The sequence below is a fragment of the Janthinobacterium sp. SUN100 genome, from assembly GCF_030397705.1.
GTDB lineage: Bacteria > Pseudomonadota > Gammaproteobacteria > Burkholderiales > Burkholderiaceae_D > Janthinobacterium > Janthinobacterium kumbetense.
The window spans coordinates 336,933-352,085 of record NZ_JAPUBU010000001.1; the positions used below are offsets into that span (position 1 = coordinate 336,933).

The 15,153-nt window shown below is 62.7% G+C and carries 9 protein-coding genes and 2 tRNA genes; 8 read left to right on the plus strand and 3 right to left on the minus strand.

The features are described 5' to 3' along the window. The first annotated feature begins 117 nt into the window (after positions 1-117). The 6 genes from clpX (at position 118) to O0881_RS01330 (ending at position 7,183) form a co-directional block, all read left to right on the plus strand. Positions 118-1,386, plus strand: a complete 1,269-nt coding sequence (clpX, locus tag O0881_RS01305; protein WP_010398446.1) for an ATP-dependent Clp protease ATP-binding subunit ClpX — start codon at positions 118-120, stop codon at positions 1,384-1,386. Positions 1,387-1,662: 276 nt separating this feature from the next. Then, the gene (lon, locus tag O0881_RS01310) at positions 1,663-4,074 is read left to right on the plus strand and encodes an endopeptidase La (protein WP_034787304.1); all 2,412 of its coding nucleotides are present in this window, start codon (positions 1,663-1,665) and stop codon (positions 4,072-4,074) included. A gap of 204 nt (positions 4,075-4,278) precedes the next feature. Continuing rightward, entirely contained in the window at positions 4,279-4,551 is a 273-nt protein-coding gene (locus tag O0881_RS01315; RefSeq protein WP_010398442.1) for an HU family DNA-binding protein, read from the plus strand. Between the two features lie 124 nt (positions 4,552-4,675). Further along, positions 4,676-4,752 (plus strand) — tRNA-Asp (locus O0881_RS01320). A 17-nt stretch (positions 4,753-4,769) separates the two neighbouring features. Beyond that, a tRNA-Asp gene (locus O0881_RS01325) sits at positions 4,770-4,846 on the plus strand. 411 nt (positions 4,847-5,257) lie between these two features. After that, positions 5,258-7,183 carry a SurA N-terminal domain-containing protein gene (locus O0881_RS01330; protein WP_289909738.1) on the plus strand — a complete coding sequence of 642 codons (1,926 nt, stop codon included), beginning with the start codon at positions 5,258-5,260 and terminating at the stop codon, positions 7,181-7,183. Between the two features lie 69 nt (positions 7,184-7,252). On the opposite strand, the gene O0881_RS01335 is transcribed toward O0881_RS01330, so the two are convergent. After that, positions 7,253-7,942, minus strand: coding sequence for an arylesterase (locus O0881_RS01335; RefSeq protein ID WP_289909739.1), 690 nt, complete (start codon positions 7,940-7,942; stop codon positions 7,253-7,255). A 112-nt stretch (positions 7,943-8,054) separates the two neighbouring features. Here O0881_RS01335 and O0881_RS01340 point away from each other — a divergent pair, with 112 nt between their 5' ends. Continuing rightward, positions 8,055-8,702 (plus strand): ABC transporter ATP-binding protein, encoded by a 648-nt coding sequence (locus O0881_RS01340; RefSeq protein ID WP_289898417.1) that lies wholly within the window; start codon positions 8,055-8,057, stop codon positions 8,700-8,702. Positions 8,703-8,793: 91 nt separating this feature from the next. Here O0881_RS01340 and O0881_RS01345 read toward each other — a convergent pair whose 3' ends face one another. Then, entirely contained in the window at positions 8,794-10,338 is a 1,545-nt protein-coding gene (locus tag O0881_RS01345; protein WP_289909740.1) for an NAD(P)H-hydrate dehydratase, read from the minus strand. A 133-nt stretch (positions 10,339-10,471) separates the two neighbouring features. Between O0881_RS01345 and O0881_RS01350 the strand changes: the two genes are divergently transcribed. Then, positions 10,472-14,044, plus strand: coding sequence for a hydantoinase B/oxoprolinase family protein (locus O0881_RS01350; protein WP_289909741.1), 3,573 nt, complete (start codon positions 10,472-10,474; stop codon positions 14,042-14,044). Here the strand turns inward: O0881_RS01350 and O0881_RS01355 are convergent. Then, a complete protein-coding gene (locus O0881_RS01355) occupies positions 14,026-14,988 on the minus strand; it encodes an AraC family transcriptional regulator (protein ID WP_289909743.1) in 963 nt (320 codons plus the stop codon). The genes O0881_RS01350 and O0881_RS01355 overlap by 19 nt on opposite strands. Positions 14,989-15,153: the final 165 nt, after the last annotated feature.

Below are 15,153 nucleotides of genomic sequence, written 5' to 3' on the forward strand. Positions count from 1 at the left end.
CATGGAGCTTGTGCACGTTGTTGACTTGCGCCATGGGGAGTTGCCTTAACGGGCGGCAACCATCATCCGGCTTGCGATTTTGCAATATTGTTAATGCAGTTCCAACCAAAATGCCTTATGTCAGACAAAAAATCCTCTAGCGGCGAAAAATTACTGTATTGCTCGTTCTGCGGCAAAAGCCAGCACGAGGTGAAGAAACTCATCGCCGGCCCGTCCGTATTCATTTGCGACGAGTGCATCGACCTGTGCAACGACATCATCCGTGATGAAACGTCGAGCATCGAGACGGTGACCGGTACCAAATCCGACCTGCCGACGCCGCAAGAAATTGCTGCCTTGCTCGATCAGTACGTGATCGGCCAGCAGACTGCCAAGCGCATCCTGTCGGTGGCGGTGTACAACCATTACAAGCGCCTCAAGCACCTGGGCAAGAAAGACGACATCGAACTGGCCAAGAGCAACATCTTGCTGGTCGGTCCTACCGGCTCGGGCAAGACCCTGCTGGCACAGACCCTGGCGCGCATGCTCAACGTGCCGTTCGTGATCGCCGACGCCACCACCTTGACCGAAGCCGGTTACGTGGGTGAAGACGTGGAAAACATCATCCAGAAGCTGCTGCAAAGCTGCAACTATGACGTCGAGAAAGCCCAGCGCGGCATCGTCTATATCGATGAAATCGACAAGATTTCGCGCAAGTCCGACAATCCATCCATCACGCGCGACGTGTCGGGCGAGGGCGTGCAGCAAGCCTTGCTGAAACTCATCGAAGGCACGATGGCTTCCGTACCGCCACAAGGCGGCCGCAAGCATCCAAACCAGGATTTCGTGCAGATCGACACGACCAACATCATGTTCATCTGCGGCGGCGCCTTCGACGGCCTGTCGAAAGTGATCGCCAACCGTTCCGAAAAGAGCGGCATCGGCTTCTCGGCTACGGTGCGCAGCAAGTCGCAAAGCTCGGCCAGCGAACTGATGCTGCAAGCGGAGCCGGAAGACCTGGTGAAATTCGGCCTGATCCCGGAACTGGTGGGCCGTCTGCCCGTCATCGCCACCCTGGCGGAATTGACGGAAGAGGCGCTGATCCAGATCCTCGTCGAGCCGAAGAATGCGCTGATCAAGCAGTATTCGAAGCTGCTCGAGATGGAAGGCGCGGAACTGGAGATTCGTCCCGCCGCCCTGCATGCGATCGCCAAGAAAGCGCTGGCGCGCAAGACCGGTGCCCGTGGCCTGCGTTCCATCCTGGAACATGCTTTGCTGGACGTCATGTACGAACTGCCGAGCGAACAAAATGTGGTGAAGGTCGTCATCGACGAAAATACCATCACCAGCGGCGCCAAACCTTTGTTGATTTATCAAGAGACTGCCAAAGCCTCCGGAGAAAATTGAAAACTGCCGAGACAAATGCATAAAAAGGGTTTTGATTCCTTAATGCATGGCAGTACAATTTAAATCAATGAGTGCAGGCTTCAATCGGAAAGCCACTCGCGGCGCTTAGCTGCGCGTGGCTTTTTTACTGTGAAAACTGCATTTATTACCGTCATGCGGGTGTGTTTTGCGAAATAAACAGAAAAATGTTTGTTTCACAGAATTATTTATTCTCGCCGGTCTTGTGTTTTGGCAGCGAGCGCCAACATCGTAAACACGCTTTCTATAAGGTACGCCATGACAACTTCCAAATTAACTGAGCAAACTCAACTGCCGTTATTGCCGTTGCGGGATGTCGTCGTTTTCCCGCATATGGTGATACCGCTGTTCGTTGGCCGTCCAAAGTCGATCAAGGCGCTGGAAGCTGCGATGGAGCAGGGCAAGAGCATCATGCTTGCCGCTCAAAAAGCAGCCGCGAAGGACGAGCCGTCTCCTTCGGATATCTATGAAATTGGCTGCGTTGCCAATATTCTGCAAATGCTGAAGCTGCCCGATGGCACCGTCAAGGTGCTGGTCGAAGGCGCGCAGCGTGCCCGTATCAACCACATCAGCGATGCCCCGACGCACTTCATCGCCGACCTGACGCCGCTCGAGTCCGAGCCGGGCGACGAGTCGGAAGTCGAAGCCATGCGCCGCGCGATCGTGCAGCAGTTCGACCAGTACGTCAAACTCAACAAAAAAATCCCGCCGGAAATCCTCGCTTCCCTGTCGGGCATCGACGATGCCGGCCGCCTGGCCGACACGGTGGCCGCGCACCTGCCGCTGAAACTTGAGCAAAAACAAGTCATCCTGGAAATTTTCAGCGTGGCCAAGCGCCTCGAGCACCTGCTGGGCCAGCTCGAAGGCGAACTCGACATCCTGCAGGTGGAAAAGCGCATCCGCGGCCGCGTGAAGCGCCAGATGGAAAAATCGCAGCGCGAGTACTACCTGAACGAGCAAGTCAAGGCGATCCAGAAAGAACTGGGCGAGGGCGAAGATGGTGCCGACCTCGACGAGCTGGAGAAAAAAGTCGCTTCGGCCAAAATGCCGAAGGAAGCGCTCGACAAGGCCACCAACGAGTTGAAAAAACTCAAGCTGATGTCGCCGATGTCGGCCGAAGCCACCGTGGTGCGCAACTACATCGACACCCTGGTCAACTTGCCTTGGAAAAAGAAATCCAAGGTCAATAACGACCTGGCGAACGCGGAAAAAGTGCTCGAAGGCGACCACTACGGCCTCGACAAGGTCAAGGAACGCATCCTGGAATACCTCGCGGTGCAACAGCGCGTCGACAAGCTCAAGGCGCCTATCCTGTGCTTCGTCGGTCCTCCGGGCGTGGGCAAGACCTCGCTGGGCCAGTCCATCGCCCGCGCAACGAACCGCAAGTTCGTGCGCATGGCCCTGGGCGGCGTGCGCGACGAAGCGGAAATCCGCGGCCACCGCCGCACCTACATCGGCTCGATGCCGGGCAAGATATTGCAATCGCTGTCGAAAGTCGGCGTGCGCAATCCCTTGTTCCTGCTCGATGAAGTCGACAAGATGGGCGCCGATTTCCGTGGCGACCCGTCGTCGGCCCTGCTGGAAGTGCTCGACCCGGAACAGAACCACACGTTCTCCGACCATTACATCGAAGTCGATTTCGACTTGTCCGACGTGATGTTCGTGGCGACGTCGAACTCGTACAACATTCCGCCAGCCTTGCTCGACCGCATGGAAGTGATCCGTCTGTCCGGTTACACGGAAGATGAAAAGACCAGCATCGCGCAGCGTTACCTGCTGCCGAAGCAGATCAAGAACAATGGCTTGAAGGAAGAGGAAATCTCGGTGGCCGAGTCGGCGCTGCGCGACATCATCCGCTACTACACGCGGGAAGCCGGTGTGCGTTCGCTCGAGCGGGAAGTGTCGAAGATCTGCCGCAAGGTGGTCAAGATGCTGCTGCTGAAGAAATCCGACAAGAAAGTCATCGTCAACTCGAAGAACCTGGATAAATTCCTCGGCGTGCGCCGCTATGATTTCGGTGTCGCAGAGAAAGAAAACCAGGTAGGCCAGGTGGTCGGTCTGGCATGGACGGAAGTGGGCGGCGATCTGCTGACCATCGAAGCCGTGTCGATGCCGGGCAAGGGCGGCATCATCCGCACGGGTACCCTGGGCGACGTCATGAAAGAGTCGATCGAGGCAGCCCGCACGGTGGTGCGCAGCCGGGCACAGCGCCTGGGCATCAAGGCGGACGTGTTCGAGAAGAGCGACATCCACATCCACGTGCCGGAAGGCGCGACACCGAAGGACGGTCCTTCGGCTGGCGCGGCCATGACGGTGGCGATGGTGTCGGTCTTCACGGGCATTCCCGTGCGCGCCGACGTGGCGATGACGGGCGAAATCACCTTGCGCGGCGAAGTATTGCCGATCGGCGGCTTGAAGGAAAAGCTGCTGGCGGCCCATCGCGGCGGCATCAAGACGGTCCTGATTCCAGAGCAAAACGTGAAAGACCTGGCCGATATTCCGGACAACGTCAAGAACAAACTGGAGATCGTACCGGTGCGCTGGATCGACAAAGTGCTGGAAATCGCCCTCGAACGCATGCCTGAAGCGTTGGCGGACGTCGCTGCGGTGGAGGCTGTCACGGCCGCCGCGGCCAAGCCTGATGCGGCCGGTGAGGTAGTAAAACACTAACGTTTTACCCCTGTTTTCCCCAAACAAGCGCTTTTAGAGCGCTTGTTTTATATTGAAACGTGAATTGCGCCCCCAAAGCGCTTGACACATATACAGTGTGGCTTGTTTAATACGCCTGCACATTTTTTTCGCCGGACAGCTGTGGTGCCAAAAGTGCCGCAACGATACGGTAAACGTTTTATACCTTTGTAATTGGGGATGCTAGTGAACAAGACTGAATTGATCGACCACATTGCTGAAAAAGCTGACATTTCCAAAGCCGCCGCTGCGCGCGCACTCGACGCTGTTATCGGCGGCGTGACGGAAACTTTGAAAAACAACGACAGCGTGACGCTGGTTGGTTTTGGCACTTTCTCGGTCAGCGAACGCGCTGAGCGTACCGGCCGCAATCCGCGTACCAAAGAAGCGATCACGATCGAAGCAGCAAAAGTTCCAAAATTTAAAGCTGGTAAAGCTTTGAAGGATGCTGTAAACTAACGGACTTCGGTGAGGTGACAATCACCGGAAACATTTGGCGGCGCCTCCGGGTGACGCGATTTCAGGATCGACGTTCTTGAATGGCGATCCTGGATACAAATGCAAGTAGTACTGTGTATTTTTCGGAGTGGTAGTTCAGTTGGTTAGAATGCCGGCCTGTCACGTCGGAGGTCGCGGGTTCGAGTCCCGTCCGCTCCGCCAAAAAAATACGCTCTCAAGGAGTGGTAGTTCAGTTGGTTAGAATACCGGCCTGTCACGTCGGGGGTCGCGGGTTCGAGTCCCGTCCGCTCCGCCAGAATATAGAAGCCCGCGCTGCTGAATAAGTAGCGCGGGTTTTTCTTTTTCAGCGCCAGATTATCTCGGCGCGCCTGCTTTTTAAAATTCCCGCCTGCCGTGTTGAATAAAAACGCCGGCGTTTAAATCCCCTTTAAGCTGCATCGGGTTAAATGCCCGAGTCCGGCGCCTTGCCATCCAGGCGGCGCCAGGGCAGGGCGCGCGCCCTGATTTACTCTTGCTATAGCGCTATGGGCATTGTAGAATCAGGAGATAATGGCTTGGGCGTCAGAATCCTGCTTTAGTTCCAGCGCCAAGTTGTTGAATCTAAAGGGGAAGTGGACATCTGTCCCGTCCATTCCGCCGAAGAAATCAAGGCGAACGCATGTTCGCCTTTTTTTATAGTGATCCACTCATCCCGAATTGGCTGACCATGTTTGAATTTATTCGTACCCATCGACGCTTGATGCAGTTTCTCCTGATGCTGGTCATCGTCCCGTCTTTTGCACTGGTCGGTATCAGCGGCTACCAAAGCTTCGGCGATGGCGCGAACACCATCGCCAAGGTCGGCGACCAGGTCGTTACGCAGCAGCAATATGAAGAAGCGCAACGCCAGCAGATCGACCGCTACCGCCAGATGATGGGCGAGCAGTTCGACCAAAAAATGTTTGACACGCCGGAAGCGCGCCAGAGCATCCTCGACAACCTGATCGCCGAGCGCGCCGTGGCCGCCGAAGTGGGCCGTAGCCACCTCGTCATCAGCGATGCCGTGCTGCAAAAGGAAGTGCTGGAAATCCCAGGCTTGACCTTGCCGGACGGTAAATTCGACCTGGAACGCTACAAGGCCATGCTGGCTGCCCAGGGCATGACGCCGCAGATGTACGATGCGCGCCGCCGCAGCGACCTGGCCCTGCAGCAACTGGCCGGCGCCGTGCAAGGCACCGCCTTCGCGCCGAACACCGTGTCCAAGCGCCTGTCCGACATCACCTCGGAAGAGCGTGAAGTGCAGGAACTGCTGTTGCCGATCGCCCAGTACGTGTCGGAAGTCAAAGTGACGGACGCCATGATCAAGGCTTTCTATGACAAGAACAGCAAGTTCTTCGAAATCCCGGAACAAGCCAAGATCGAATACGTCGTGCTGGACGACAGCGCCGCCGGCGAGCAAGTCGACGTCAGCGACGCCGACGTGACCGGCTACTACGCGAAGAACCAGAAAGCCTACACGACGGAAGAAGCGCGTCAGGCCAGCCACATCCTCGTAGCCGTCAAGAAAGACGCCTCGGCCGCCGACAAGGCAGCCGCCAAGGCCAAGGCTGAAGCGATCCTGGCTGACGTGCGCAAGGCGCCTGCCAGCTTTGCCGCCGTGGCGAAAGCCAAGTCGGAAGACCCGGCCTCCGCGGAACAGGGCGGCGACCTGGGCGTGATCGGCAAGGATGGCTTGCCGGCACCGTTGCTGAGCGCTGTTTCGAAACTCAAGCAAGGCGAAATCAGCGATGTCGTCGCTTCCGATTTCGGTTTCCACATCCTGACCGTCACCTCGCTCAAGCCGCAGCACGTGCGTGCGCTCGATGAAGTACGCGGCGAAATCACGGCCGACCTGCGCAAGCAATTTGCTGCCAAGAAATACTCGGAAATGGCGGAAACGTTCACCAACACGGTCTACGAGCAATCGGACAGCCTGAAGCCGGTGGCCGACAAGCTGAAGCTGAAAGTGGAAAGCGTCGCCAACCTGTCGCGCACGCCGTCGCCGGCACTGGGCAAGGCGCCGTTCAACAACGCCAAGTTCCTGGCCGCCATCTTCTCGAACGATTCGCTGAAAGACAAGCGCAACACGGAAGCCGTGACCGTCGCACCTAACGTGCTGATCGCTGGCCGCGTGGTGGAATTCAAGCCGGCAACGAAGCGTCCGCTGGCCGAAGTCGAAGCGATGATCCGTCAACGCGTGACCCTGGAAGAAGCGGAAAAGCTGGCCAAGAAGGCGGGCGAGACCAAGCTGGCCGCCTTGAAGGCGTCGGGCGATGCGACGGGCTTCGGCGCGGCGCAATGGGTATCGCGCAGCAAGCTGGACGGCATCAACCGTGCCGCCATCGCGCAAGTCATGAAGGCCGACACGAGCAAGCTGCCAGCCTATGTGGGCGTGGAGCTGCCAGCCCTGGGCTACGGCATCTACCGCATCGGCAAGGTGCAGCAGCCGGCGCAAGTGGACGCGGCGCGCCGCCAGCAAGAGAAAGACCAGATCGGCGGCATCCTGGCGCAACAGGAAATGTTCGATTACGTCGAGTACCTGAAAGCCAAGGCCAAGGTGAAGATCGTCAAACCGCTCACCGCCCCAGCCGTAGCAGCGCCGGAAGCGCCGTAAGATTTAGTTTCCACGCATAAAAATAGCCGCTTTCGAGCGGCTATTTTTTTGTCTGCGGAATCGACGGACTTACTTGGCTTTCAGCAAAGGCGCCAGTTGCGGCCAGATGTTTTTCAGAATCGTCGGATGCGCCTTGGCATTCGGATGCATGCGGTCGGCCTGGAACAGCTGCGGCTGGTCGGCGATGCCTTCGAACATGAAGGGGACCAAAGGCGCCTTCCATTCCTTTGCCAGCTTGCCGTACACGCCATAGAACTGCTCGCCGTAGGCGCGGCCATAGTTGGGCGGCATGCGCATGCCCACGAGCACCACCTGCGCACCCGATTTTTTGGCCGCCTCGCCCATGGCGCGCAGATTCGCTTCGGCGGCCGCCACGGGCAAGCCGCGCAAGCCGTCGTTGGCGCCCAGTTCGATCAGCACGACGTCGGGCTGGTGCTTCGCCAGCAGGGCGGGCAGGCGCGCGCGGCCGCCGCTGGTGGTCTCGCCGCTGATGCTGGCGTTGACGATGCGCGTGTCGTTCTTTTGCGCTTGCAGCCGCTGTTCCAGCAGCGCCACCCAGCCCGTGCCCCGCGCCAGCCCGTACTCGGCCGACAGGCTATCGCCGAGCACCAGCAGCGTTTTTGGTGCAGAATAGGCGTTCGTCATGCCTGACACCAGGAGCAGGGCTGCCGCAGGAAGCAAGGACAGGGTGCGCCGCCGCATGCGGTTGCCGCCCTCGACACTTATTTGTTCACGAAATTTTTTAAGATAGATCAGCATGCCCGAATTCCCTAAAGCGACTTCCACCAGTTTTCTCCCGTCCGACGCTGCCGCCCAGCGGCCTGCCGCACCTAACAGTCAAAACAGCCAAAATGCCCGGCCGGCCATCGAAGTGGTCCAGCTGGCCAAGCGCGTACCCGATGCCGATGGTGAGTTGACCATCCTGCATCAAGTCGATTTTACCGTGCAAACGGCCGAGACGCTGGCCATCGTCGGCGCCTCCGGTTCCGGCAAGTCTACCTTGCTGGGCTTGCTGGCCGGCCTGGACACGCCCAGCGAGGGCAAGGTCATGCTCGACGGTACCGATATCTTCGCCCTCGACGAAGACGGCCGCGCCGGTTTTCGCAAGGAAAAGCTCGGCTTCGTGTTCCAGTCCTTCCAGCTGCTGGCCCATCTGACGGCGCTGGAAAACGTCATGCTGCCGCTGGAATTGCGCGGCGACCCGGACGCGAAAGAGAAGGCGCAAGCCATGCTGGGAAGGGTGAACCTGGGCAGCCGCCTGAAGCACTATCCGAAATACCTGTCCGGCGGCGAGCAGCAGCGCGTGGCGCTGGCCCGTGCCTTCGTCACGGAGCCGCCGCTGCTGTTCGCCGACGAGCCGACGGGCAGCCTGGACGCTGCCACGGGCGAAGCCGTGATCCAGCTGATGTTCGAGCTGAACCGCGAGCGGGGCTCGACCCTCGTGCTCGTCACGCATGACAGTTCGATCGCGGCCCGTTGCGGGCGCACGATTACGATTGCGGCGGGCAGGCTGGTGTGATTGGTGCTGCTGATTGTCGGATTACGCGCTGACGCGCTAATCCGACCTACTTGCTGTCAGGCGTCGTGACATTCCTTGTAATACGTCGTTATTACACCGACAAGGCATTGATCAACCGGCGGATGGCCGGGATCAATTCCCCCGCCGTCAGCCCGATGGGGCCGCTGCCTGCGGCCACCAGCGCATCGGCTGCCGCACCGTGCAGCCACACGGCGCCCAGCGCCGCTTCCCATTCCGGCCAGCCCTGCGCCAGCAGGCTGCCGCACAGGCCCGCCAGGACGTCGCCCGTGCCGGCCGTCGCCAGCGCGGGGCCGCCCGTGTTGTTGACGACGACCTGGCCGTCGGGCGCGGCGATCACCGTGCCCGACCCTTTCAAGACGACGATGACGCCCAGCTGGGTGGCCAGCTGGCGCGCCGCGCCCAGGCGGTCGGCTTGCACTTCGGTCACCGTCATGTCGAGCAGGCGCGCCGCTTCCAGCGGATGCGGGGTCAATATCGTCGCCCCCGCACCCGTGCGCACGGCCAGCGCCGATTGCAGTTCCGGCTCGGCCGCCATCAGGTTCAGCGCATCGGCGTCCAGCAGCAGGGGGCTGTCGCTGTCGAACGCCCGCAGCAGCAGCTCCACCGTGCCGGCCTTGTCGCCGAGGCCCGGCCCCGCCACCAGCGCCGCGAAGTGCAGGCCCGAGAAATCCACGTCCCGGGCGTGCCGGCACATGAGTTCCGGCTGGCCGCTGTCGAATGCCGGCGGCGCGTCGGGAAAGGCGAGATACACCCGTCCCGCGCCCGCATGCAGGGCTGTGCGGGCCGCCAGGATGGGCGCGCCGGCCATGCCTTGCGCGCCGCCGATGATGGCCACTCTGCCGTAGCTGCCCTTGTGCGTGTTTTGCCGGCGCGGTTGCAGCTGGCGGGCGAACAGGTGCAGGCCGCCCAGCTGCGCCTTCGCCGCGGGCAGCAGGGCAGGGGCGATGGCCAGCGCTGCCACTTCCACTTCGCCCGCATGGTCGCGGCCATTTGCCGTGTGCAGGCCAGGCTTGTCGCCGATGAAGGTGAGCGTATGCGTGGCGCGGATGGCGACGCCGTCGATGGCGCCCGTGTCCGCGTGCAGGCCGCTGGGCACGTCGAGCGCCAGCACGGGGCAGTCCAGCTGGTTCACCAGCTGGACCACGTCGCGGCATTCGCCGTCCAGGGGACGCGACGCGCCGATGCCGAACAGGCCATCGATGACGAGGTGCCACGGCGCGGCGCCCACGGCGGCCGACGCCGTGCTGGTTGCCGCGTCCATGCAGCGCGCGGCACTGTTGCGCGCGCGGCTCAGCGCCTGTTCGCGCTCGGGCGACGTGGCTTGCGCCGCGGGCGCCAGCCAGACGAGCACCTCGGTGCCGCTGCCGGCCAGGTGCGCGGCCGCTTCCAGCGCGTCGCCGCCGTTGTCGCCGGGGCCGGCCAGCACCAGTACGCGCCGGTGGCCCGCATCGCCGCCTTCTTCCTGGGCGTGCAGCAGCTTCAGGGCGGCACTGGCGGCCGCCTGGCCCGCGCGCTGCATCAGCAGCCCTTGCGGCAAGTCGCGCATGGCCGCCTGTTCGATGGCGCGCAGTTCGGCGATGGAGTACAGCGGTGTTGCAGAGTCGATCAGGGGCATGGCGCGTGTTCCGTTAGTCAGCATGTCTTCAACATAAGGCCGATGCGGGCGAAAGGCAAGGCGCGCACGCCTGAAATGCGCGCCTGTTTGACGGCTACAATAGCCATCTCACATAAGCGCGGGGGGCAAGGCGATGGACTGGCAATTCTGGATCGACCGTGGCGGCACCTTTACGGACATCGTGGCGCGCCGTCCCGATGGCAGCCTGGCCACCTGCAAGCTGCTGTCGGAAAATCCGGGCCAGTACCGCGACGCGGCGCTGGCCGGCATGCGCCGGCTGATGGGCCTTGCGCCCGGTGCGCCGCTGCCCGTGGAGCAGGTGGGCGCCATCAAGATGGGCACGACGGTCGCCACCAATGCGCTGCTCGAACGCAAGGGCGAGCCCACCGTGCTGGCCATCACGCGGGGTTTTCGCGACGCCTTGCGCATCGCCTACCAGAACCGTCCGCAATTGTTCGCGCGCAAGATCATCCTGCCCGAACTGCTGTATGGTGACGTGATCGAGATCGACGAAAGGGTGGGCGCCCACGGCGACGTCGTCACGCCGCTCGACGAGGCGGCCGCGCAGGCCGCGCTGGCGCAAGCCCATGCGCGCGGCGTGCGCGCCATCGCCATCGTGCTGATGCACGGCTACCGCCATCATGCGCACGAGGTGCGGGTGGCGCAGCTGGCGCGCGAAGCCGGTTTTACGCAGGTGTCCGTGTCGCATGAGGTCAGCCCCATGATGAAACTGGTGGCGCGCGGCGACACCACCGTGGTCGACGCCTATCTGTCGCCGATCCTGCGCCGCTATGTCGACCAGCTGGCGATGGAGCTGCCCGGCGTGCACCTGCAATTCATGCAGTCGAACGGCGGCTTGACGGATGCGCGCGCCTTCCAGGGCAAGGACAGCATCTTGTCCGGTCCTGCCGGCGGCATCGTCGGCATGGTGCGCGCCAGCGCGCTGGCCGGTTTCGACAAGGTCATCGGCTTCGACATGGGCGGCACTTCGACGGACGTGTCGCATTACGCGGGCGAGTTCGAACGCGTGTTCGAGACGCAGATCGCCGGCGTGCGCATGCGCGCGCCCATGATGAGCATCCACACCGTGGCCGCGGGCGGCGGCTCCCTGCTGCATTTCGACGGCGCCCGCTACAAGGTGGGGCCGGACAGCGCGGGCGCCAATCCGGGCCCCGCCAGCTACCGGCGCGGCGGCCCGCTGGCCGTCACCGACTGCAACGTCATGCTGGGCAAGCTGCAGCCCGCGTTCTTCCCCCGCGTCTTCGGCCCCGATGCCGATGAAGCGCTGGACGCGGCCACGGTGCGCGCCCAGTTCGAGGCGCTGGCGCGCACGGTCAATGCCACGCCGGAAGAAGTGGCCGAAGGCTATGTCGCCATCGCCGTGGGCAATATGGCCAACGCCATCAAGCAGATTTCCGTGCAGCGCGGCCACGACGTCACGGAATATACGCTCACCAGCTTTGGCGGCGCGGGCGGCCAGCATGCCTGCCTGGTGGCCGACGCGCTGGGCATGCGCACGGTGTTCATCCACAGCCTGGCGGGCGTGATGTCGGCCTACGGCATGGGCCTGGCCGACCAGAGCGCCATGCGCGAGCGGGCCATCGAAGCGACATTGGGGGCCGACCTGGCGCGCGATTTCGCCGCACTGGGAGAGCAGGCGCGGGGTGACTTGCTGCGCCAGGGCGTGGCAGGCGAGCGCATCGCGCTCGTGCACCGCGTGCACCTGCGCTACGAAGGCACGGATTCGGCCCTCGTCGTGCTGTTCGATACGGTGGCCAGCATGCAGGCGCAGTTCGAAGCGGCGTACAAAAAACGCTTTTCCTTCCTGATGCCGGCGCGCGCCTTGATCGTGGAAGCCATTTCCGTGGAAGCCCTCGGTGCATCCGATGCGCCGCAAGTGGCCGCGCCGGCGTATGCGGCCCGCGCTGGCGCGCTGGCGCCCGTGCAGACGGTGGCCATGTACTGCGCCGGTGCGTGGCGCGACAGCGGCCTGTACGCGGCGGACAGCCTGCGCCCGGGTGATGCCATCGACGGTCCGGCCATCGTCAGCGACGCCAACGCCACCACCGTGATCGAACCGGGCTGGCGCGCGCAAGTGACGGCGCATGGCCATTTGATCTTGCGCAGGGTCGCCGCCTTGCCGGAGCGGCGCGCCATCGGGACTGATGCCGACCCCGTGATGCTGGAAATTTTCAACAACCTGTTCATGTCGATCGCCGAGCAGATGGGCCTGCGCCTGCAAAATACGGCCCATTCCGTCAACATCAAGGAGCGCCTCGATTTCAGCTGCGCCATCTTCGACGCGCAAGGCCACCTGATCGCCAATGCGCCGCATATGCCCGTGCACCTCGGTTCCATGGGCGAGAGCATCCGCACCGTCATGACGCGCAATGCGGGCGCCATGCGGCCGGGCGACGTCTTCATGCTGAACGACCCGTACCACGGCGGCACGCATCTGCCCGATGTGACGGTGATTTCGCCCGTCTTCGATGCAGAGGGGGATTCCATCCTGTTCTACGTCGGCTCGCGCGGCCACCATGCGGACATCGGCGGCACCACGCCCGGATCCATGCCGCCGGACTCCACGCGCATCGAGGAAGAGGGCGTCCTGATCGACAATTTCAAGCTGGTCGACGGCGCCACGGGCGTGATGCGCGAGGCGGAAACACTGTCCCTGCTGGCGGGCGCCAGCTGGCCGGCCCGCAATCCGCGGCAAAACCTGGCCGACCTGCGCGCCCAGGTGGCGGCCAACCAGAAGGGGGCCGAAGAACTGCATAACATGGTCGCGCATTTCGGTTTGCCTGTCGTGCAAGCCTACATGGGCCACGTGCAGGACAATGCCGAGGAAGCCGTGCGCCGGGTCATCACGACCCTGAAGGATGGCAGCTACGCGCTGGACCTGGACAACGGCGCGCGCATCCAGGTGGCGATCAAGGTCGACGTGGCGCGGCGCAGCGCCGTCATCGATTTCACGGGTACCTCAAGCCAGCTGCCGAACAACTTCAATGCGCCGTCCGCCGTCTGCATGGCGGCCGTGCTGTATGTGTTCCGCACCCTCGTCGACGACGAGATTCCCCTGAATGCCGGCTGTCTGAAGCCCTTGACCGTGATCATCCCGCCCGGCTCCATGCTCAACCCGCGGTATCCGGCTTCCGTCGTCTCGGGCAACGTGGAAACCTCGACCTGCATCACGAATGCCCTGTATGGCGCGCTGGGGGCGATGGCCGCCTCGCAGGGGACGATGAACAATTTCACGTTCGGCAGCGTCAAATACCAGTATTACGAGACGATATCGGGCGGCTCGGGCGCCGGCCCCGGCTTCGACGGCACGGACGTGGTGCAGACGAACATGACCAATTCGCGCCTGACGGACCCGGAAATCCTCGAGTGGCGCTTCCCCGTGCGCCTGGACAGCTACAGCATCCGCGCCGGATCGGGTGGGGCGGGGCGCTGGCACGGCGGCAATGGCGGCGTGCGCCGGGTGCGCTTCCTGGAGCCGATGACGGCGGCGATTTTGTCGAACAACCGGATTATTCCGCCGTTCGGCATGGCCGGCGGCGAGGCGGGCGCGCTGGGGCGCAATTACGTGGAACGGGCCGATGGCACGGTGGAGCACCTGGCGCATATCGGCAAGACCGCCATGCGGGCGGGCGACGTGTTCGTCATCGAAACGCCGGGCGGCGGCGGCTACGGCAAGACGGAATAGGCCAGGTCAGCTGTGGCACTGGCGGCACCGGCGCCGCTGAGCTGCGCGCGCACCTGGCCCACGTCGCGCATGGGCGCGCGGCCGAACTGGCGGCTGTATTCGCGGCTGAACTGCGATTCGCTGGCGTAGCCGACCCGGTAGCCGGCCGTGCCCGCGTCGATCTGCTCGACCAGCATCAATCGCCGCGCTTCCTGCAACCGCAGCAGCTTCTGGTACTGCATCGGCGTCATGGCGGTAATCGCCTTGAAGTGGTGGTGCAGCGACGACATGCTCATGTTCGCCATGCCGGCCAGGTGTTCGATGCGCAGCGGCTGCGCGTAATGGTGCTTGATCCAGTCGATGGCTTGCCCCACCTGGTGCGACTGGCTGCTGGCCAGCGCCATGTGGCGCAGGCGCGCGCCTACAGGGCCATTGAGCAGGCGGTAGGTCAGCTCGCGGCGGATCAGGGGTGCCAGCGCGGCGATCTCCCCCGGCTTGTCGAGCAGGCGCACGAGGCGCAGCATGGCGTCGAGCAGCTCGGGCGACACGTCGCTGACGGAAATGCCGCGCGCGGCGGGCAGGATTTTCTGCTGCGCGGCGCTGTCGCCGCCGCTTTCGCTATCGAGCAGCGCGGCCACGTCGGCGATGTCGATGCCCAGCACCACGCACAGGTGCGGCTTGTCCACGCTCGCTTCCACCACGCGCACCTGCACCGGCAGGTCGACGGACGTCAGCAGATACTGCATGCGGCTGTAATGGAAGGTTTCCGTGCCCAGGGTGACGTCCTTCGCTCCTTGCGCGATGATGGCCACGCTGGGGCGCGCCGCATGGAACAGCGATTCCGTGACGGACGACTGGCGGTGGAAGGTGAGGTTGCCGATGGCCGTCGCGTAATCGCCCGTGCGCGGCGCGTGGCGGCTGATCAGGGCGGCGATTTCATCTTGGGGCAGGAGTAAGGTAGGCATGGGTGGCAGTATGCGTCAGGCGAGGGAGGGCAGGGGTTGATCTTACGCAGATTTGGAGGATCGTGCAAAGGTCTTGCAGGATCGCGGTAACGGCGGGGCGGCTTCTCGGGCACACTTGTGCAATCGCATGCATGGCACGCGTTCCCCCTCGTTACACACACATAG